Source organism: Micropruina sp. (assembly GCF_027492755.1).
Lineage (GTDB): Bacteria > Actinomycetota > Actinomycetes > Propionibacteriales > Propionibacteriaceae > Micropruina.
The window spans coordinates 1-18,218 of the sequence record NZ_JAPUED010000204.1 but is presented as its reverse complement, the minus strand read 5'-3'; the positions used below and the strand labels follow the sequence as shown (position 1 = coordinate 18,218).

Below are 18,218 nucleotides of genomic sequence, written 5' to 3'. Positions count from 1 at the left end.
CGGCTAGAGCAGCTGACCGACCAGCCCTGTCGCGGCCAGCACCGCTTGGCGTTCGAGGACCCCGAGCTCCGAGTTCCGGACTGACTTTTTGAAGGCGGACAGGGTCACTTTGGGAGTCTGGCCGGCCGCGATCCGCGCGCTGGCCAGCTTCCAGTCGTCGAGCAGCTCGGTCTTGGCGTCGCTGTCGGGCAGTGCATTCAACGCAAAGCGGACGCCCTCCAGCGCCGCCGCCAGGCCGACCACCTTGCCAGGATCGGGCGCGGTGGGCGTCGTCTTGGCCGTCGGGCTGGTGCGCTTCGACGGGCTGGACGACGGCTTCGCCGACGTGGTCGCCGACCGGCTCGGCTGGCCGCTGAACAACTGCGCGGTGGCCAGCCCGGTCAGGTTCGCCGCGATGCTGCCGGCCAGGATCGCCGCCATCAGGCCGACCAGGACGCCGGCGATCCACCACGAGCCGGGGGGCTGGAGTGCCTCGATGGCGCGGGCGGCGGCCGGCGACGGCGCGTTCACCTGGGTGTAGGGACGGGTTGCCTGCGGGGGCGCTCCCGAGGGTGCCGCGACCGGTCGCGGCACCGATGCGGTCGTCGGCGGCGCCGCCGGTGGCATCGGCAGCGGAGCCGTCCGGGCGTTGGGGTCGGCGGCGATCTGGTCCAGTGCCCGCAGTACCGCCTCGGTGTCGGGGCGCTCGGCCGGGTTCTTGGCCAGCAGCCGGCCGACCAGGGCGTCCAGGGCCTGCGGAGCATCCGGACGCCGACTCAGCAGCCGCGGCGGCACCTCATTGATCTGGCTGGACGCCACCATGACGGCCTGGTCGCCGTCGAACGGCGGGCGTCCGGTCATCATGGTCATGATCAGGCAGCCCAGCGCGTACAGGTCGGTGGAGGCATCGACCGGGCGACCTGAGGCCTGCTCGGGCGACATGTAGGCCGCGGTGCCGATGGTCATCGACGGTGCCGTCAGGTGCGGATCGGCCTGCCCGGTCAGCTGCGCGATGCCGAAGTCGAGCAGTTTCACCCGCCCGCCGCTGCGCATCACGTTGGCCGGCTTGATGTCGCGATGCACCAGGCCGATCGCGTGCGCGGCGGACAGTCCGAGGGTGACCTGCCGGGCGACGTCCAGGGTCTGGGCCAGGCTCAGCGGCCCGCTGCGAGCGATGGTGTCGGCCAGCGACTCGCCGTGCAGCAGTTCCATCACCAGGTAGGCGGTGCCGCCGTCGACGCCGCCGTCGAACACGGTGACGGTGTGCGGACTGGTCAGCTTGGCGGTGAGCACGATCTCGCGTTGGAAGCGGCCGGCGATGGAAGGGTCGCTGACCCGCGCCAGGTCGACGGTTTTGACCGCCACCTCACGGTCCAGCCGGACGTCACGGGCTCGCCACACCCGTCCCATGCCTCCGGCACCGATCTCGTTCTCCAGGCGGTAGCGCCCCGCCAGCAACTGTCCCGCCACTATTCGCAGGTGCCCATCGGGCCGGCGCCCACGGCGTCCGGGGCCTTCTTGGTGTAACCGCGGTACCAGATGCCCTCGGGCGTGCGGAACACGTGCACCGACGAGTCACCGAGGTGGATGGTGCTCTGTTTCCCGGCCGGGAAGGCCGTCTTGAGCGCGGCGAAGCTCGGGTTCGCCGGATAGCCGTCGGCGAGCTTCAGCGATTTGTTCAGTGGGGCGTCCAGATCGCTCACCCAACCGGTGAAGGTGCGCGGCGAGGCTTTGCTGCCCTTGGCCTTGCTCTGGAACAGGAACCTGGTCTGGCCGTACTGCAGCTGCCGACCGTAGGGGGTGGCGTCGTCGAGCTCGCACACCGGCCCGGTGTAGGACTCGTCGGCCTTGCCGGCCTTGTCGGTGAGCAGCGCCACCACCTGTGCCTCGGCGGCACCGAAGTCGGCGCCGGAGACGCCCTTCGGCCCGAGCACCACCGAGTCGGCGGGAACCGACGCGTCTGTGCTGGGCACCGGCGAGACCGAGCCGGACGGGGTGGGTGTCGCGGCGTCGGTGCTGACCGGGCCGGCCGACGGCGCGACGGTCACCGCGGGCGGCGGAGTGGTGGCGCAGGCGGTCAGTACCAGGGCGGCGCCGGCCACACTCAACGCGCGCAACAAAAAGGCCATGCCTCCAAAGATAGGTGGCGGCGCACCAGGCGCCTTCGCGGCCTCGCCGAGACTGTCAGCCCTCACCGGTACGTTGTCTGCCATGGACGCCTCCGCACCCACCAGCAGCACTCCACCGGCTGAGCCGTTGGCCGGGATGGGTGCGATCGTCACCGCGGACGGGGTCGGCTTCCGGGTGTGGGCGCCGCATGCCGATTCCGTCGCCGTCCGGGGCGATTTCAACGACTGGTCGGGCGACGCGGATCCATTGACGTCAGAGGGCAACGGGTACTGGTACACGTTCGCGCCGGGTGTACGTCCCGGGGCCGACTTCAAGTACCGGATCGTCAATGCCGACCACGAGCTGGACCGGATCGACCCGTACGCATTCCAGGTCACCAACTCGGTCGGCAACGGGGTGGTCTACGACCATGCCGCATTCGACTGGCAGGGCGACGCGTTCGTCTGCCCGCCACACAACGATCTGGTGATCTACGAGTTGCACGTCGGCTCGTTCGCCCCCGCCGAGCCCGGGCAGGTCGGCAAGTTCGACGAGGTCCGGGCCAACCTCGACCACTTCCGGCGGCTGGGGGTCAGCGCGCTGCAGTTGATGCCGTCGGCGGAGTTCGCCGGCGACTTCTCCTGGGGCTACAACCCGGCGCACATCTTCGCCGTGGAAAGCGCTTACGGCGGCCCGGACGCCCTGAAGACTCTGATCCGCGAGGCGCACAAGGCCGGTCTCGCGGTGATCATGGACGTCGTCTACAACCACTTCGGCCCGTCCGACCTCGACCTGTGGCAGTTCGACGGCTGGTCCGAGAACGGCAAGGGCGGCATCTACTTCTACAACGACTGGCGCTCCAACACGCCGTGGGGCGACACCCGTCCCGACTACGGCCGGGGCGAGGTTCGTCAGTTCATCCGCGACAACGCGTTCATGTGGCTGCGCGACTACCACGTCGACGGCCTGCGCTTCGACATGACCCCCTACATGCGTTCGGTCGATGCCGATGCCGACTTCGACCTGCCCGACGGCTGGAGTCTGCAGAGCTGGGTCAACCGCGCCGTCCGGCAGGAGTTCCCCGACGCGATCACCATCGCCGAAGACCTGCACCGCGACCCCGCGGTGACCAGCACCGGGCCCGACGGCGCGGCCTATCACGCCCAGTGGGAGGCCGATTTCGTGCATCCGGTGCGCGCCGCGATCATCGTTGCCGACGACGCCTACCGCTCGGTTCCGGCGGTGACCGGCGCCATCGCCAACAACTACGGCGACACCTACGCGCGGGTGATCTACACCGAGTCGCACGACGAGGTGGCCAACGGCCGGGCCCGGGTTCCTCAAGAGATCGACCCCGCCGACCCGGAGGGCTACTGGGCGCAGAAGCGATCGACGCTGGGCGCCGGGCTGGTGTTCACCGCACCGGGCATTCCGATGATCTTCCAGGGCCAGGAGTTCCTGCAGGGTGGCTGGTTCCGCGACGACGTCGGCCTGGACTGGAGCCTCGACGCCGAGTATCACGGCATCGTCCGGCTGTACCGCGACCTGATCGCGCTGCGCCGCAATCTGGCCGGCACCACCAAGGGCCTGATGGGGTCGGGGCTGCGGATCCTCCATGCCCACGACGACAACAACATGATCGCGTTCCAGCGCTGGTGGGACCACGGTGCTCGCGACGATGTCGTCGTGGTGGTCAACCTCGGCTCGCAGCCACGGGGGAACTACACCATCGGCATGCCGTCGCCGGGAGTGTGGCGCCTGCGGTTCAACAGCGACGCGACGATCTACTCCGACGATTTCGGCGACTTCGATTCCTTCGATCTGGAGGCGGTCGCCGGCGACTACGACGGCATGCCGGCCCATGCCGCGCTGGCCATCGCGCCGTACAGCCTGCTGGTCTACAGCCGCGACTAGCCGTCGCCACCTCTCGGACGCTCCACCGGTGGTTGAGCCTGCGAACAGCCGAATTCACCATCATTTTGGCCGTAGAACCACACGAAGGCGAGAAATCGTAACACTGTGGTGATGAGAGAAACCCGCCCAAGTGGTTCCCAGCGCGGGTAACAGCCGCTAGCTTGTCCCCCACGTCCCTGTCGGACAAAAATTTCTCGGGAGACAAGATGAGTGTGCCCATCGGTGAGCAGCTGCGGCGCCGGAAGCCGATCGTTTTTCAACATATGCACCACAAGGGCGAGGAACTCGCCCGCAACATGGGCACGTTCCAGTTGATGATGTTCGGTGTCGGTGCCACTGTCGGCACCGGCATCTTTTTCGTGTTGAGCGAAGCGATCCCGAAGGCGGGCGCCGCCGTCATCATCTCGTTCATCATCGCCGCCGCGGCCGCGGGCCTTTCGGCGTTGTGTTACGCCGAGATGGCGTCCGCGATTCCGGTCAGCGGGTCGACGTACTCCTACACCTACCACGCCCTCGGCGAGGGTGCGGCGGTGCTGATCGCCGGCTGTGTGCTGCTGGAGTACGGCGTCGCGGTCTCCGCCGTCGCGGTCGGTTGGAGCGGCTACTTCAACGAGTTGCTGCACAGCCTTTTCGGATTCACCCTGCCCCGAGCCCTGTCCATCTCGTTCGTGCCCGGTGTGGACGGCGCGGCGACCGGCGGCATCGTCAACCTGCCCGCCATGATCCTGATCCTGCTGTGCATGTTGCTGCTGCTGCGCGGGGCGTCCGAGTCAGCGACCGTCAACGCGATCATGGTGCTGATCAAGCTCGGTGTGCTGGTGCTGTTCACCATCATCGGTTTCAGCGCCTTCAACGCCGACCATTTCTCGAACTTCTTCGCCCAGGCCGCCGGGATCAGTGCCGCGGCCGGCACGATCTTCTTCAGTTTCATCGGCTTGGACGCTGTCGCGACCGCCGGTGAGGAGGTGAAGAACCCGCAGAAGGCGCTGCCACGGGCCATCATCGGCGCGCTATTGATCGTCACCGTCATCTACATCATGGTCGCCGCGGCCGGTATCGCCGCCAAGCCGGTCGAGTTCTTCTCCACCGAGGCCGCCGGCGAAGCGGGTCTGGCCAAGATCCTGGCCGACGTCACCGGCAACCAGATCTGGTCGACGATCCTGGCCGCCGGCGCGGTCATCTCGATCTTCTCGGTGACCCTGGTCACCCTGTACGGCCAGACCCGAATCCTGTTCGCCGTCGGCCGCGACGGTCTCATCCCGAAGAAGTTCCTTCAGGTCAACCAGAAGACGATGACCCCGACCTACAACACGGTCTTCGTCTCCGTCCTGGTCGCGATCGTCTCCGGCTTCGTCCCCGCCGACTACCTGTGGGACACCGTCTCCATCGGCACCCTGATGGCGTTCACGGTGGTCGCCATCTCGATCATGGTGCTGCGCCGCACCCACCCCGATCTGGAGCGCCCGTTCAAGGTGCCGCTCTACCCGGTGGTGCCGATCCTGACCGTCATCGCCTGCGTGTACGTCTTGTCCGGACTGGCCGCGGTCACCTGGGCGATCTTTGGTGGTTGGATGATCGTCGTGTGGGCGTACTACTGGTTCTACGGACGCCGCCACGCGACGCTGAACACCTATAAGTCCCTGGAAGAGATTGCCGAGCCAAAGGGTAAGGACGACGAATGACATACCTGGTCAGCTACCGACCACCGACCGACGACTCGGGCGCACTGGCCCTGGCCTGTCAGTTCGCCCGGTCGGAGGCGGACACGGTGCATGCGCTCACCGTGGTGCCGCGCGGGTGGGAGACCTCAGCCGGCAGCGCCACGGACGGCGAGTTCGAAACCTGGGCCGCCGAGGAAGGTGAGGCGAGCGCCAAGGAAGCGATGAGGCTACTGGCCGATGAGCCGGGCATCACCGCCGAAGCGACCTGGGTGACGGGCCGGTCGGTGCCCGCAGCAATCATGGAGCAGGCCGAAGAGCTCGGTGCGACCCTGATCGTGGTCGGCTCCGGCACCAACGGCGCCGACGGCCGGATCGCGGTCAGCTCGAAGACCGACCGGCTGCTGCACTCGTCGACGGTGCCGGTCGCCCTGGCTCCGCGCGGCTATCGTCCCCCCGCCGGATCCAAGATCAACCGGGTCACGCTGGCCTTCCGCGATGACGATGTCACCTGGAAGCTGCTCGACGATGTCGCCGACATCTGCAAGCGGGTCGGTGCCGAGTTGCGGTTGCTGACCGTTGCGCTGAAGCATCGGACGATGGTCACCTCCGCCGTCCGCAACGACGAGGACCTGGTCTTCGCCAAGCTGGTCGAGCAGGTCAAGGGCGCGCAGGTCGAGGCACTCGAGCACCTGTACAAGCACGACGGGATCAACGCGAGCGTCGACCTGGCCCGCGGCACCACCTGGGCCGACGCCCTGGCCGGCGTCGACTGGACCGAGGGCGACGTGCTGGTGGTCGGATCGTCCCGGACCCACAAGCTGGCCAACGTGTTCCTCGGCTCCGGTGGCGCGAAGATCGTCCGGAACTCCCCGGTGCCGGTGATCGTCGTTCCCTGACAACCGCCGGTCGAGCCTGTCGAGACCTTCGCTGGTCGAGCTTGTCGAGACCCTGAACAGATGCCCTGGGTCAGGGAGCCAAGCGCTCCCTGACCCAGTCGCCGTTCGGGGCGAGTCGGTAGCGCAGCCGGTCGTGCAGCCGCGACGTCCGGCCCTGCCAGAACTCCCAGACCTCGGGCAGCACCCGGTAGCCGCCCCAGTGCTCGGGCCGCGGCGGATTCTCCCCGTAGCGGGCGGACGCCGCGTCGGCGTTGCTCACCAAGACCTCCCGGTTCGCGATCACCTCGCTCTGCGGTGAGGCCCAGGCGCCGATCCGGGAGCCGACCGGACGGCTGGCGAAGTAGGCGTCCGATTCGGCCGGGGTGGTCCGCTCGGCGCGACCCTCGATGCGCACCACCCGTTCCAACTCGACCCAGTGGAACTGCAGCGCCACGAACGGGTGCGCCTCCAACTCGCGCGCCTTGCGTGAGCGGTAGTTGGTGTAGAACACCACCCCGTGGGCGTCGAAGCCCTTCATCAGCACGATCCGGGTGGACGGCCGTCCGTCCGGCCCGACCGTGGCCAGTGTCATCGCATTGGGCTCGGTGACTCCGGCGGCGACCGCCTCGTCGAACCAGGCGGTGAACTGTGCCAGCGGTCGGTCGGCGGCGCGGGCCTCGTCCAGGCTGTCGCGCTGATAGCTGACCCGCATCGCGGAGGGATCCATGCCCCGAGCCTACGACCGCCGCGAGGTCTTGCCGGTGCTCACCGCGAGGCGGATGCTAGGGCCATTCGCAGCTCAACTCGGAGGAGGCGGCGATGGACAGCGCAGACGACGGGCCGGCCGTCCCGCGGATCATTCCGCCGGTGTGGGAGTTGCTGTGGCTGGGCGCTCAAGCCGGGCTGGCCGCCCAGGCCGGTGGACGCCGCCGGTTCCCCGGTCAGACCCTCATCGCCGCCACGGTCGGAGCGGCGGCGCTGACTCTCAGCGTCGCGGCGCTGCGCGGCTTCGGCCGGGTGGGCACCACCATGAAGCCGCATCGTCCCGACGATGCCACGACGCTGGTCACCGACGGCCTCTACGCCTACACACGCAACCCGATGTACTGCGCCATCCTGCTCGTCCTGCTCGCCCACGCGATCTGGCAGGGACGGCTGCGCACCCTGGTCGCGCTGCCCGGGCTGGTGCTCACCCTGCAACCGCAGATCACCGCCGAGGAGCACGCCCTGACCCGGCTGTTCGGTGCGGACTACGAGGCGTACCGGGCCCGGGTGCCGCGCTGGTTCTAGGCCCATCGCCGGCCGAGTTGGTCGGGATCCCGACCAAGTTGGTCAAGCTTGCCGCGACCCCGCACCTCTTCCGCTCTGCTCACTCAATCGTTATAGTGCTCGGGACCGCACCCCTCATTTCGGTCGGCCAACTCGTATCCCCCAACGGAGAGGGTCACTCATGTCCTATCCAAGCCGCATCGGACGGCTCACCCGCACGCTCACCAGGGCCGCCGCCGTCACCGCGGCCGGCGCGTTGATGGTCGCCGGCCTCGCCGCCCAACCAGCCGCCGCGGGAGGCGGCGGCGGTCATCATCGCGGCGGCCACCACGGCCATCGCCACGCCGACCCGAAGACGGTGGTGTACGTCGAGGTCAACAACTACGACTTCCGCAACGTCGCCGACTATTCGCTGAAGAACAGCAAGCGCCCGGCGTTCGACATGGCGATGATCTTCGCGGCCAACATCAATTACGACGTCGACAAGAAGAAGGCGTACCTGCATCTCAATGAGCGGGTCACCGAGACGTTGGAGAACGCCAAGACGCAGATCCGGCCGGTGCAGGCCAAGGGCACCAAGGTGCTGCTGTCGATTCTGGGCAACCACCAGGGTGCGGGCTTCGCGAACTTCCCCACCTACCAGGCCGCAGACGCCTTCGCCGCCGAGGTCGCCGCTGCGGTGAAGAAGTACCGCCTGGACGGCATCGACCTCGACGACGAATGGTCGGAGTACGGCGTCAACGGCACCGGGCAACCCAACGACTACTCGTTCGTCTATTTCATCAAGGCGCTGCGGCACCGGCTCGGCAAGGACAAGCTGATCACCTTCTACAACATCGGCCCCTCGGGTGAGCGGACGGTCTATCGCGGATTCAAGGCGGGCTGGCTACTCGACTACGCCTACAACCCGTACTACGGCTCGTGGCAGCCGCCGCAGATTCCGGGCCTGAAGCAGCGGCAGCTGGGCGCGGCCGCGGTGGACCTGACCACCACCGACAGCGCGCTGGCGGTGGAGATGGCGCAGCGCACCGTGCGGGAGCGGTTCGGCGTCTACGTCACCTACAACCTGACCGATCAGGACCATTCGGCGTACCTGTCCGGCATCACCCGGGCGCTGAAGGGCAAGAGCACGGTCTACCGGCCTCAGCGCTAGCCGTTTCGTTGGTTGAGCTTGTCGCGACCCGGGGGGTTTCGACAAGCTCAACCCAAGCGACAAGCTCAACCCAAGCGACGAGCTCAACCAGCGAGTCAGCGGGCGGCGCGGGGCCTCGTCCGGCCCTCCATCGCCCGCTGGCAGGCATTCACCGTTTCGGGAGCCAGGTCGACGCCGAGTGCGCGGGCCTGGCCGGTGACCCAGCGCACCAGACGTTGCACCTCGACGGTGTTGCCGGCCAACACCTCGGTGTTGATCCGCTCGACCAGCAGCAACTCGTCCTCGGGTGCTACTAACAGCGCCCGTCCGGCAGCCCAGCGGGCGACGTCCAGATCGCTGTGTTCCAGCGCCCAACGGGTGAGCAGCACACCGGCGTCCCGCAGCAGTGACGCCATATCGGTGCGCAACTCCTCCGCCCAACGCCATTGCCCCGGTGCGGCGTCGGCCAGCGGCGCGCCACGGACGTACTCCAACACGTTGACCAGCACCTCCGGGCCCAGCCGGTTCAGGCCGGGCGCGGTCAGCACCTGCACCCGCTGCCAGTCCGACTCGACACCGGGATGCAGTTCGATCCGACCGGAGTACGCCTCGGGCAGGTAGGGCGCACCTGTGGCGTCCGAACCCAGCCAGGAACGCAGCCGCGACATATTCGACCGCCGGGTGCTCTCGGCCACCACGAGTTCGGTGGTCATCCGGGTCGCGGTACTCCGCGGGTTCTCCAGCAGCCACGCGCAGTATTCCTCGCACTGCCGGCGGGAACGCGCGGGTGCTTCTCCGGCCGCACCCAGCAGTTCGATCGGCCCGATCAGCTTCAGATAGGGATGTTCGATCAGTTCGGGCGCTGCCTCGCCGATCCGGACGGAATCCCGTCGCGGCACCAGGGCTCGGACGTTGTCCGCCTCCGACCACCAGGGCGCTTTCCCGGCTGGCTGCTCGGTGGCCGCGAAGATCGTGCCGATCGCCGCCCGGGTGTGCGCCGGGATCAGGTGCGGGCGAAGCTCGCAGCGCTCCGGGTCGAGCCGGGCGCCGGGCTCATCGTCGCTACCGGTCAGCACCAGCGCCGACTCACCCGTTCCGGCGACCACGCCGGCCACCCCCAGATCGGCATCGCCGACGATCTCGTCGAGACGGGCCCGGACGGCTTCGCTCGGCTCATCGGCGACGATGACGATCTGCGCGGCACCGGCCTCGGCCCGTTCCGGATCGACGCGCAGCAGCGCCGTCGGCGAGTCGTCGGCGGCCCGCTCCGCGACCAAGGCCGCTAGGCCGTCGAGAGCCTCGTCGGGTTCGGCGTAGAACCGGACCAGTTCGGGGCAGGCTGCTCGGACGAACATCTCGTCGCCTCCGACCACCGTCAGGCTGAGTTCCGAGGCCCAGGGCGAACAGGACAGCTCCACTGCCATCGCGGCGGCCGCCGCGTGCCGCAGGTTCCGTGGCCCGTCCAGCGCCAGCGGCGACCGCGCTTCCAGGTCGATCATCAGCCAATTGCCATCGGACTCCCGGCCGACCGTGATCAGCGCGGGGAAGGGCACCGGGTGCGCCGAAGCGGGCAGCTTGTCGGCGGCGGCGTTGGTCAGCCGCCAGCAGCCCGCCACGCGGCGGAAGCCGGACGGCGGATCGAAGGCCGGCTCGGTCTCCCACTCGAAACTCACCCCGCCGCCGTCGATGCGGGCCACCGCGAGTCGCGGCAACGGCCGGCCGGCCGCGTGCGCCCAGGCTCCGAGTGCGCGCAGTGCCGTCTCCAACAGGGCTGTCGTGTCCGGTCGTTCGCGTCGGCCCAGCGCGGTCTCGTAGCGTCGCAGATCCACCGGCGGATGGTTGATCCGCCGACCCAGCGGACGCGCCCGCAGCTGATCGAGCCGGTTCAGACCCAGCCCGACGAGAATCATCGCCGCCGCCGCACCGGACAACCCGCCGACGAGCGACCAGCCGGACCCGGACGCGGTGGCCGCCGAGGTCTGGGGGGTGCCATCAGGAGTTGGCTGCGCCTCCGGCGCGGGCGCTGTGGGCTCGCCGGGCTGCTGCGTCTGTGGAATCGATTGGCCTTGTGGGAGGCGGTTCTGTTTCCGTACCGGACGATGCCGGCCGGGTTCGGGTGCCGCAGCCGCTCTTGCCGGGATCACCAGCTGCCAACCGACGTCGATCGCGTCCGGATCCTTGATCCGATCCTTGTTGGCCCGGAAGATCCGTGGCCACTTGGCGGCCGCTCCCAGATGCTCCTCGGCAAGCCCGCTCAACGTGTCGCCGCGCTTCACCACGACCGTCAGCGGGGACGCCGCTCGCCGCTGTTCGGGTCTCGCGAGCGCCCGGCGTGCTCCGGTTTCCGGTGCCGCGACGTCCGGCTCGTCCGGCAGCTCAGGCACCACCAGCCGGACCCCGGGGGTCAGGTCGACGGTCGGGTTCGCCAGCAGAGCGGGATTCGCGTCGGCCAGCAGCCGCCACCGGCTGCCCTGGCCCAGCAGCTGCTCGGCCACGCTCCACAGATCATCGCCGGGACGCACCCGATAGCTCGTCGTCTCGTCGACGACATCCCTCGAGTCGTCCTCTTCGGCGGGCAGACCCACCGCCGTCTTCGTACCGGTCGGTTGGACCGCAGGGACGGCAGCCATGGCCGGCGCGGCGGTGGCGGACAACACCGCGACCACCAGTGCGCCCACCAGTGACTGGAACCCTCCCAGCAGCGGGATGCGGAGCGGCGACGACCGGCGTCCGATGAGGTTGACGGCCTCTGCCAGCACGGAGAGCACGAAGGCCGCCCAGGCCAACCAACCGGCGACGGTGAGGCCGGCCAGCACCGCCGAACCATCGTCGGGACGCGCCAGGTCAGCGAGGCGGAGCGGCGATACCCCCCAGAGCCACAGGGCTACCGGCACACCGCCGACGATCGTCAGCAGCAACAACGCAGCGGCCACGGCACGCAAGCGAGTCATCTCAGCCTCTCCTTCGATAGCGATCCAGCACCGAGTCGGCCTCGGCGGTCACCGTCCAGCTACCCGGCCAGCCGGGAACGATCAGGTCGGACAGCGGCACGGTGCAGGCGACCTGGCTGCTCACCCTGGCCGGCTGCCCGACCGGGATCTGGAAGCCGGTCAGGTCGGTGTCGACCCGCAATGACGAACAGCTCAACCCACGGGTAGCGGCCTGATAACGCACGATGTCGTCAGCCGCCGCCCGCGCCTCGGACGGCGTCCGCGCCATCGAGGCGGCCCGTGAGGCCGTCCCGGCGATCTGCTCCACGATCGTGTGTGCCTGCCAGATCCGGGCGGAGCCGATCATCATCGAGATCAGCAGGCCGAGCGCGGGCACGATCAGGACGAATTCCAGGGCTGCGGCACCTCGTTCGCCGCTCGCCGTGCGTGGGTCTGAACTCATGGGCCGACCCGTTCCAACGGCATCACCGCATGCTCGGTGACGTTGCCCAGACCGAGATCGAAGATCAGCGGCGCGTGTGCGGTCACCACCACCCGGACGTTGCGTGCCTGTCGCTCCACCCGGACGTCGACTCCGGTCAGCCCGCCGGCCGCGCCGATCCGGCGGCCCATCGCGGACGCCTCGGCGTCGGAACCGCGTCCCCAGGCGACCTGCTCGGCCACCGCGGACGCCGCCTGGGACGCCACATTGCGTCCGTGCAGCCAGACTCCGGCCTGGATGGTGCCGAGCACCACCAGCATCAGCACGGGGATCAGCAGCGCCCACTGGGTGGACTCCGCGACCCCGCGCTCACTCATTTCAGCGGACCCAGGTTCTTTTCCACGAACGCCTTCACCACCAGGACGATCGCCGCCGCAACGCCGACCGCTCCGGCCAGCAGCAGCACGTTCTCGGTGGATTGGGACAGGCCCTTCTCGTCGCGTCGCGGCGGGCTGAGCAGGAACCCGATCAGGGTGTGCAGGATGGACATGGTGGTACTCCTTCATGGTGGAAGTCATGTGCTCAGCAACCTGAGCAGGGGTGGAACCAGGAACAACAGCCCGAAGATCAGGCTGGGGATGACCATCAGGAAGGTCATCCGCTCTGAGATGGCCGAGGCCTCAACCTTCGCCTTGGTCAGGTGCGCGTCGCGCAACTCCTTGACCCGTGCCCGCAGCGCGTCGGACAGCGAAGCACCCGAGTCGTCGAGCTTCATCACGTCGGCGACGTCACACAGCGCCGGCAAGTCGAGTTCGCCACCCAGGCGCTTCAACTCGTTGAACGGCGCTCGCTGTTCAAGCCGGGAACGCTGCAGCGAGTCCCGGATGGCCATGAAGACCGCCTGATCAGACACCGCGGCTGCGGCATGCAAGGACTGGGTAGCGCTCGAGTTCGCCAGCCGCTCCAGGGTGACCAGGTCGAAGAAGGTGAGCAGCGCCTCGGTCGCGTCGGACGCGGTGGCTACCGCGCGGCGTCCGATCACGATGTCGGGGAGGAAGAACCCGATCAACCCCAGTAGCACGGCGACGATCAGCGGGAAGATCAGCGAGTCACCACTGGTCAGCAGCAGAACAACACCGACCAGGGTGGGCAGGGCGAACCCGGCCAGCGCCGAGAGCGCCTTGTAGGTGTAGAACCTGTCGAGCCCGATGCCGCGAAGCTGAAGCTGGCGACCGATCCGGCCGTCGAGTGGTCCCGGAATGCGGCGGCGCACCCAGGCACCCAGCCGATCCGGGCCATCGACAGGGGATGACGGCTGGGGCTCCACCCGTCCGTCGAGCACGCGCAGGGTGTCGGCCAACCGCGGATGTGCCGGCACGAAGTAGCCCGCCAGAGCCCAGAGTCCGGCGGCGAGCAAGACCCCGGAACCGATCGCCACCCACAGCCCGGTCATCGAAGGCTCCGTAGGATCCGGTCGCGGCGGCGTGGCATCGTCATTCGGCGCAGCATCAGCAGCGATGCCACGTACAGCGCGAGCAGCGACACCAAGATGATCTGCCCGGTCGGCGTCGAGTAGGGCGCGAAGAACTCGCGGCCGAACAGTAGCGCCGCCGCGAGCGCGAGCACTGTCACCACCGTCACCTGCCGCACGACGATGCGCGGTTTCGCGCGCTCGGTCTCGATCTCGCGTTGTGCCTTGAGCCGGTCCTGGATGGAATCGGCGAGCGCGTGCAGGGTGGCGGTCGCACCGGTGCCACCCCGTTCGGCGGCCAGGGCGAGCGCAGCCAGCACTGCGTCGGCATCGACCGAGTCCAACTCGTCGGCCATCGCCCGCAGCGCCTCGGGTGCCGTCCAGCGTTCGTCGAGCCGGGCCACCAGCAGCGCCAGCGGCGCGGAGAGCACTGCCGGGGCGTTGCGCACGGACACCCGGATGGCGTCCGTGATCGAACGCCCGGTCGGAATGGTCGCTGCCAGGCCACGCACCCAGCGATCGAGCGCCTCCAGCATCTCGATGTCGCGATTCGGGGGCGCGCTCAGCAGAATCGGCAGGCCGACCACCGCGATCGGGACCACGAGCACCATCACCGACATGCCGGTGACTACGGCGAACCCGATGCCGGCGATCGCCCCGATGGCCAGTCGTAGCCCGTACGCGCGCAACAGCGGAAGCAGTCGATCGCTCAGCGAGCCGCCGAATCTGCCGCTGCGCACCGGCTCCACCGGACGCCGCCGCACTCCGACGACGACCACCACCACCCCGCCGATCAGGAGGGCACCGAGCAGACCGGCCAACACCGCGCTCATGACCGATCCCAGGCCTCGTCGAACTCGGCCAGTTCCGCAGCGAACACCGGCTCTGGGTGGAACACCGCAGGAGACGTGGCGGTCGGCGCGGCATAGACCAGCTGGGTGACCGGACGTCCGGCCTCGATGCCGCCGGTGAGCTGCCGAATCTCGGCGACCAGGCGGGTGCGGCGGCCGCCACGCCAGGTGTCGTCGGTCAGCCGCACATAGACAAGGAGATGGATGTGGTGCGCGATCTGACGGTAGGCCTCGTCGACGCTCAGCACGCCGCCCTGGGCAACCCGGGAGGCCAGCCGGTCCATCGTGGACGCCGCCGAATGCGAGTGGGTGGTACTCAAAGTTCCCGCTCCGGACTGCATCGCCTCAAACATCGCGCCGGCCTCTGAGCCGCGCACCTCGCCGACGATCAGCCGGGACAGGTTCTGCCGCAGCGCCTCGGGAATCAGATCGGCCACCGTGTACTCGCCGAGCCGGCGTCCGTCTTGATGTTCCCCCAGCCCCACCTTGGCCTGTAGGGCCACCATGTTGCGCCGGTTCGGCCGCAGATGGGTGAGTAGCTCGTAGTCGGTCTCGAGTGTTCCGAACCGCTCGTTCTCGGGGATCGCCTCGATCAACGCCCGCAACAACGTGGTTTTGCCGGCGCCCTGATCGCCGGAAACCACGATCGATTTGCGTGCCATCACCGCCGAATGCAGCAGTCGGCCCACCTCGTCGGGCAGCATGCCGGTGGCCACCAGGTCCTTCAGCGACACGTCGGTGAGGATGTGCTGCCGGATCGTGATCGACGGCCGATAGGACAGTCCGAAGCCGATCGCGTGCAGCCGGAAACGGTCCCCCAACGCCAGGGTCATGGTCGGGTGTGCATCGTCGAACGGCCGGGCCGGCGACACCGACTCACCCAGGAAACGGATGGCCTCGACCAACTCCTGGTCCGAATCGGCCACCGGCGATCGCTGCTCACGGTGTCCGTCACCGAACTGCACCATCACCGAGTCGTGGCCGTGGATCTCGATGTTCTCCGCGCCGGGAATCTCGAACAGCGGCTGCAGCCGTCCGTAGCCGAAGATGGCGTTCTCGACACCCTCGGCGTAGGCGTGTTCCAGCGAGATCGGCCACAGTGCCTGCCCATTGGCCGACAGATCCTCGGCGTGATCGCGCACCACTTGGCGGACCAGGGACCGCCCGAGCAACCGGCGGTCCACGTCGGGCATCGCGGTGCCGTGCTCGTCGGCGTACTCGGCGAGTTCGCGGGTGATCAGTTCGGACGCCTTCCGGCGCAACACCACCACCAGGCTCCAGTCGAGCCCGGCCGGCGTTTCGGACGGCGCCGAACTGGGGCAGGTGTCCTCCCAATCGGGCGACTCGGCACTGCGCGGGCGCCGTCCGGGCAGCCGCTCGGCGGGCACCGTGGTTTCGAAGGGCAGGTTCTGCCACAGCGGAATCGTGGTCAGCTTCGTCATCGGCGGGTTCCGATCAGCTCACGGGACGCCTCCAGCCGGCCGGCGATCGAGCCGGCGGCCTGGCGCAGGCTGCGCACGTAGGCCGAGTCGGCGAACCGCCGCGGACGCGGTGCGCCGTCGCTGAGGACCGCGGCCTGCGCCGGCGCGTGGGTCACCTCGCCCGCGATCGTGATCGCGAACTGGCCCTGCACCTCGGCCCGGCCGTAGGGCCGTCCGCTGCCGACCAGCAGCAGCGCCGTCTCGCCGGCGGCGTCGCGCACTCCCCCGAGGTAGAGACGCAGCCCCGCCAACGCGACCAGCGACGTCCCGGTCACCATCAGCACCAGGTCGGCCCGTTGGGTGAGCGGAACTGGCAGGCCCTCGGCACCCACCCGTCCGGCGTCGATCAGGACGTCGCCCGGCCATTCGGCGAGAGCCGCCATCAGTTCCGGCCAGGCCGAACCGAACAGCCCGACCACACCCGGATGCGGGAAGCCCTGCAGGAACCTGGCCGGGGTGTCGGTCTCGAGCAGCGGCGGCAGTTCGATGGTTTCGCCGTCGAGCATCTCCGCCATCGGACGCCGTTCGCGAGCGGCCTGCAGCAACCGGCCGAAACCGCGCTGGCCAGGGTGTTCACCGCGCAGATAGCCAGCAAGGACGGCCTGGGTGGGGGTGCGGTCGGCGTCCACCAGCAGCACCGGACGCGGCCAGGTCAAGGCGAGCCCGAGAGCCGTCGTGGTCACGCCCGGCGCATTGCCCGCCGAGGTCAGCACCACGATGGACATCAGAGTGCCCGCTTCACCACGACGAGTCGTCCGGCGGCCGCGAGCCGGGCGACTTCGTCGCTGTCGGCGTCGGCGACCATCACCTCCAACGACGTGCTGCCGTCGGCCAGGCTTGCCGGCGCGACCGCGATGGTGGCTCGATAGGCCGACCCGGCCGACTTGCCGTCGTTGCCCGTGGTGATCGGCACCAAGACCACGGAGGTTCCCGCCGGTAGTGCCGAAACCGGCACCTGACCTGGGGCCAGCTTGAGACCGAGCCGCGAGAAGCCCGGCACCACCTCGGGTTCCCCGATGGAGGCGGGGGTGACCAGCGCCCCGTCGGACAAGTCGAGCAGCGCGGTCTTGCCGATCAACTCAGCGGCCCGCTCCGCCGGCACCGTCTCGACGCCGAGGTGGCTGCCGAGGCTCACCGGTCCCAGGTCGGTCGGCCCGATCAACTCACCGCGATGGATGGTGCGATTGGCCTTCAGCACCGAGGTGGCGTCGGCCACGCTCGTGTAGAGGACCGCCGACCCCAATCCGCCCAGGCAGATGGCGAGGACCCCGATCAGGATCCAGCGCAGATTGCGTCGGGGCCTGATAGTGGCGGTGGCCGGAGAAACGCTCGTTTCGGTCATCGTCGGGTACCTCATGATGGTCGTACTGGTGCCGACGAGAGTAAGTGCGCAGGCCGAGGATGCCCAGCGGTCTCACGGAATCTGTGGATAACTAGGAAACAGTCACGGTCTCAGGGTTCGCGGACGAACGGCGGGTTGAGCACTCGCGTCCGTCCCGCCCGATACAGCGCCGCCGGACGTCCGGGGCCCTCTTGTCGAAGACGTCCGCACTCGACCAGCAGGCCGGGTGTCCCGGTCATCTTGCGGTGGAAGTTGCGCGGATCGAGCGACCGTTCCCAGACCGCCTCGTAGACGCCGCGCAACTCCGCGACGGTGAACTCGGCGGGACAGAACACGGTCGCCAGCGAGGTGTATTCGAGCTTGGCCCGGGCCCGGTCCAACCCGTCGGCCAGGATTCGGTTGTGGTCGCGGGCCAGTCGCAGGCCCAGCGCTTCGTCGACCGGCGTCCACCCTCGTCCGGCTGCGCTGTCCGGTGCCGGGTCGGGCGCTCCGGGGGCGAGCACCAGATAGGCGACGGAGAACACCCGGCCACGCGAGTCACGGCTCACTTCTCCGTAGCTGCGGAGTTGCTCCTGGTGGGTGCGCAACCGCGCCAACCCGGTCTCCTCGGACAGCTCGCGCATCGCCGCGTCGTCCAGGTTCTCGTCAGGGTGCACCCATCCGCCCGGCAGTGCCGGCAGGCCGGCGAAGAGCTCCGACTCACGGCTGGTCAGCAGCACATGGAGCCGCGCGTCGATCAATGTCAGGACGACGAGATCTACC

The 18,218-nt window shown here is 68.8% G+C and carries 18 protein-coding genes; 5 read left to right on the top strand and 13 right to left on the bottom strand.

Annotated features, from left to right (window positions below; genetic code table 11):
• Window positions 1-3: 3 nt before the first annotated feature.
• Complete coding sequence (locus Q0066_RS14110; RefSeq protein ID WP_298133968.1) at window positions 4-1,449, bottom strand: serine/threonine-protein kinase; 1,446 nt, start codon at window positions 1,447-1,449, stop codon at window positions 4-6.
• Window positions 1,449-2,108: a hypothetical protein gene (locus tag Q0066_RS14105; RefSeq protein ID WP_298133966.1), complete on the bottom strand. Its 660-nt coding sequence runs from the start codon at window positions 2,106-2,108 to the stop codon at window positions 1,449-1,451. The genes Q0066_RS14110 and Q0066_RS14105 overlap by 1 nt, the downstream gene beginning before the upstream one ends.
• 82 nt (window positions 2,109-2,190) lie before the next feature.
• Between Q0066_RS14105 and Q0066_RS14100 the strand changes: the two genes are divergently transcribed.
• From Q0066_RS14100 to Q0066_RS14090, 3 genes are all read left to right on the top strand, one after another.
• On the top strand, window positions 2,191-4,002 hold the full coding sequence (locus Q0066_RS14100; protein WP_298133964.1) for an alpha-amylase family glycosyl hydrolase: 1,812 nt from the start codon (window positions 2,191-2,193) through the stop codon (window positions 4,000-4,002).
• Between the two features lie 206 nt (window positions 4,003-4,208).
• Window positions 4,209-5,684: an amino acid permease gene (locus Q0066_RS14095; RefSeq protein WP_298133962.1), complete on the top strand. Its 1,476-nt coding sequence runs from the start codon at window positions 4,209-4,211 to the stop codon at window positions 5,682-5,684.
• Entirely contained in the window at window positions 5,681-6,559 is an 879-nt protein-coding gene (locus Q0066_RS14090; protein ID WP_298133961.1) for a universal stress protein, read from the top strand. Before Q0066_RS14095 ends, Q0066_RS14090 begins: the two co-directional genes overlap by 4 nt.
• A gap of 70 nt (window positions 6,560-6,629) precedes the next feature.
• Here the strand turns inward: Q0066_RS14090 and pdxH are convergent, their stop codons facing one another.
• On the bottom strand, window positions 6,630-7,265 hold the full coding sequence (gene pdxH, locus Q0066_RS14085) for a pyridoxamine 5'-phosphate oxidase (RefSeq protein ID WP_298133960.1): 636 nt from the start codon (window positions 7,263-7,265) through the stop codon (window positions 6,630-6,632).
• Between the two features lie 92 nt (window positions 7,266-7,357).
• Here pdxH and Q0066_RS14080 point away from each other — a divergent pair, with 92 nt between their 5' ends.
• On the top strand, window positions 7,358-7,828 hold the full coding sequence (locus Q0066_RS14080) for an isoprenylcysteine carboxylmethyltransferase family protein (protein WP_298133959.1): 471 nt from the start codon (window positions 7,358-7,360) through the stop codon (window positions 7,826-7,828).
• A 160-nt stretch (window positions 7,829-7,988) separates the two neighbouring features.
• A complete protein-coding gene (locus Q0066_RS14075) occupies window positions 7,989-8,960 on the top strand; it encodes an endo-beta-N-acetylglucosaminidase H (protein WP_298133958.1) in 972 nt (323 codons plus the stop codon).
• 95 nt (window positions 8,961-9,055) lie between these two features.
• Here Q0066_RS14075 and Q0066_RS14070 read toward each other — a convergent pair whose 3' ends face one another.
• From Q0066_RS14070 to Q0066_RS14025, 10 genes are all read right to left on the bottom strand, one after another.
• Window positions 9,056-11,890 (bottom strand): LysM peptidoglycan-binding domain-containing protein, encoded by a 2,835-nt coding sequence (locus tag Q0066_RS14070; RefSeq protein WP_298133957.1) that lies wholly within the window; start codon window positions 11,888-11,890, stop codon window positions 9,056-9,058.
• 1 nt (window position 11,891) lies between these two features.
• Window positions 11,892-12,332, bottom strand: a complete 441-nt coding sequence (locus tag Q0066_RS14065; RefSeq protein WP_298133955.1) for a TadE/TadG family type IV pilus assembly protein — start codon at window positions 12,330-12,332, stop codon at window positions 11,892-11,894.
• Complete coding sequence (locus Q0066_RS14060) at window positions 12,329-12,688, bottom strand: TadE/TadG family type IV pilus assembly protein (protein ID WP_298133953.1); 360 nt, start codon at window positions 12,686-12,688, stop codon at window positions 12,329-12,331. The genes Q0066_RS14065 and Q0066_RS14060 overlap by 4 nt, the downstream gene beginning before the upstream one ends.
• Window positions 12,685-12,861, bottom strand: a complete 177-nt coding sequence (locus tag Q0066_RS14055) for a hypothetical protein (protein ID WP_298133951.1) — start codon at window positions 12,859-12,861, stop codon at window positions 12,685-12,687. The genes Q0066_RS14060 and Q0066_RS14055 overlap by 4 nt, the downstream gene beginning before the upstream one ends.
• Before the next feature lie 24 nt (window positions 12,862-12,885).
• Entirely contained in the window at window positions 12,886-13,764 is an 879-nt protein-coding gene (locus Q0066_RS14050; protein WP_298133949.1) for a hypothetical protein, read from the bottom strand.
• A complete protein-coding gene (locus Q0066_RS14045) occupies window positions 13,761-14,615 on the bottom strand; it encodes a type II secretion system F family protein (RefSeq protein ID WP_298133947.1) in 855 nt (284 codons plus the stop codon). Before Q0066_RS14045 ends, Q0066_RS14050 begins: the two co-directional genes overlap by 4 nt.
• Window positions 14,612-16,075 carry a CpaF/VirB11 family protein gene (locus tag Q0066_RS14040; protein WP_298133945.1) on the bottom strand — a complete coding sequence of 488 codons (1,464 nt, stop codon included), beginning with the start codon at window positions 16,073-16,075 and terminating at the stop codon, window positions 14,612-14,614. Before Q0066_RS14040 ends, Q0066_RS14045 begins: the two co-directional genes overlap by 4 nt.
• Window positions 16,072-16,839: a hypothetical protein gene (locus Q0066_RS14035; RefSeq protein WP_298133943.1), complete on the bottom strand. Its 768-nt coding sequence runs from the start codon at window positions 16,837-16,839 to the stop codon at window positions 16,072-16,074. Before Q0066_RS14035 ends, Q0066_RS14040 begins: the two co-directional genes overlap by 4 nt.
• Window positions 16,839-17,456: an SAF domain-containing protein gene (locus Q0066_RS14030; protein WP_298133941.1), complete on the bottom strand. Its 618-nt coding sequence runs from the start codon at window positions 17,454-17,456 to the stop codon at window positions 16,839-16,841. Before Q0066_RS14030 ends, Q0066_RS14035 begins: the two co-directional genes overlap by 1 nt.
• Before the next feature lie 110 nt (window positions 17,457-17,566).
• Window positions 17,567-18,218 (bottom strand): NUDIX domain-containing protein (locus Q0066_RS14025; RefSeq protein ID WP_298133939.1); only part of this gene is annotated, 652 nt, incomplete at its 5' end.

Coding starts and splice junctions, on each gene's coding strand:
- Q0066_RS14055 (WP_298133951.1), bottom strand. CDS start 12,861: ATGTCCATCCTGCACACCCTGATCGGGTTCCTGCTCAGCCCGCCGCGA.
- Q0066_RS14060 (WP_298133953.1), bottom strand. CDS start 12,688: ATGAGTGAGCGCGGGGTCGCGGAGTCCACCCAGTGGGCGCTGCTGATC.
- Q0066_RS14030 (WP_298133941.1), bottom strand. CDS start 17,456: ATGACCGAAACGAGCGTTTCTCCGGCCACCGCCACTATCAGGCCCCGA.
- pdxH (WP_298133960.1), bottom strand. CDS start 7,265: ATGGATCCCTCCGCGATGCGGGTCAGCTATCAGCGCGACAGCCTGGAC.
- Q0066_RS14065 (WP_298133955.1), bottom strand. CDS start 12,332: ATGAGTTCAGACCCACGCACGGCGAGCGGCGAACGAGGTGCCGCAGCC.
- Q0066_RS14080 (WP_298133959.1), top strand. CDS start 7,358: ATGGACAGCGCAGACGACGGGCCGGCCGTCCCGCGGATCATTCCGCCG.
- Q0066_RS14070 (WP_298133957.1), bottom strand. CDS start 11,890: ATGACTCGCTTGCGTGCCGTGGCCGCTGCGTTGTTGCTGCTGACGATC.
- Q0066_RS14035 (WP_298133943.1), bottom strand. CDS start 16,839: ATGTCCATCGTGGTGCTGACCTCGGCGGGCAATGCGCCGGGCGTGACC.
- Q0066_RS14090 (WP_298133961.1), top strand. CDS start 5,681: ATGACATACCTGGTCAGCTACCGACCACCGACCGACGACTCGGGCGCA.
- Q0066_RS14105 (WP_298133966.1), bottom strand. CDS start 2,108: ATGGCCTTTTTGTTGCGCGCGTTGAGTGTGGCCGGCGCCGCCCTGGTA.
- Q0066_RS14095 (WP_298133962.1), top strand. CDS start 4,209: ATGAGTGTGCCCATCGGTGAGCAGCTGCGGCGCCGGAAGCCGATCGTT.
- Q0066_RS14040 (WP_298133945.1), bottom strand. CDS start 16,075: ATGACGAAGCTGACCACGATTCCGCTGTGGCAGAACCTGCCCTTCGAA.
- Q0066_RS14075 (WP_298133958.1), top strand. CDS start 7,989: ATGTCCTATCCAAGCCGCATCGGACGGCTCACCCGCACGCTCACCAGG.
- Q0066_RS14045 (WP_298133947.1), bottom strand. CDS start 14,615: ATGAGCGCGGTGTTGGCCGGTCTGCTCGGTGCCCTCCTGATCGGCGGG.
- Q0066_RS14050 (WP_298133949.1), bottom strand. CDS start 13,764: ATGACCGGGCTGTGGGTGGCGATCGGTTCCGGGGTCTTGCTCGCCGCC.
- Q0066_RS14100 (WP_298133964.1), top strand. CDS start 2,191: ATGGACGCCTCCGCACCCACCAGCAGCACTCCACCGGCTGAGCCGTTG.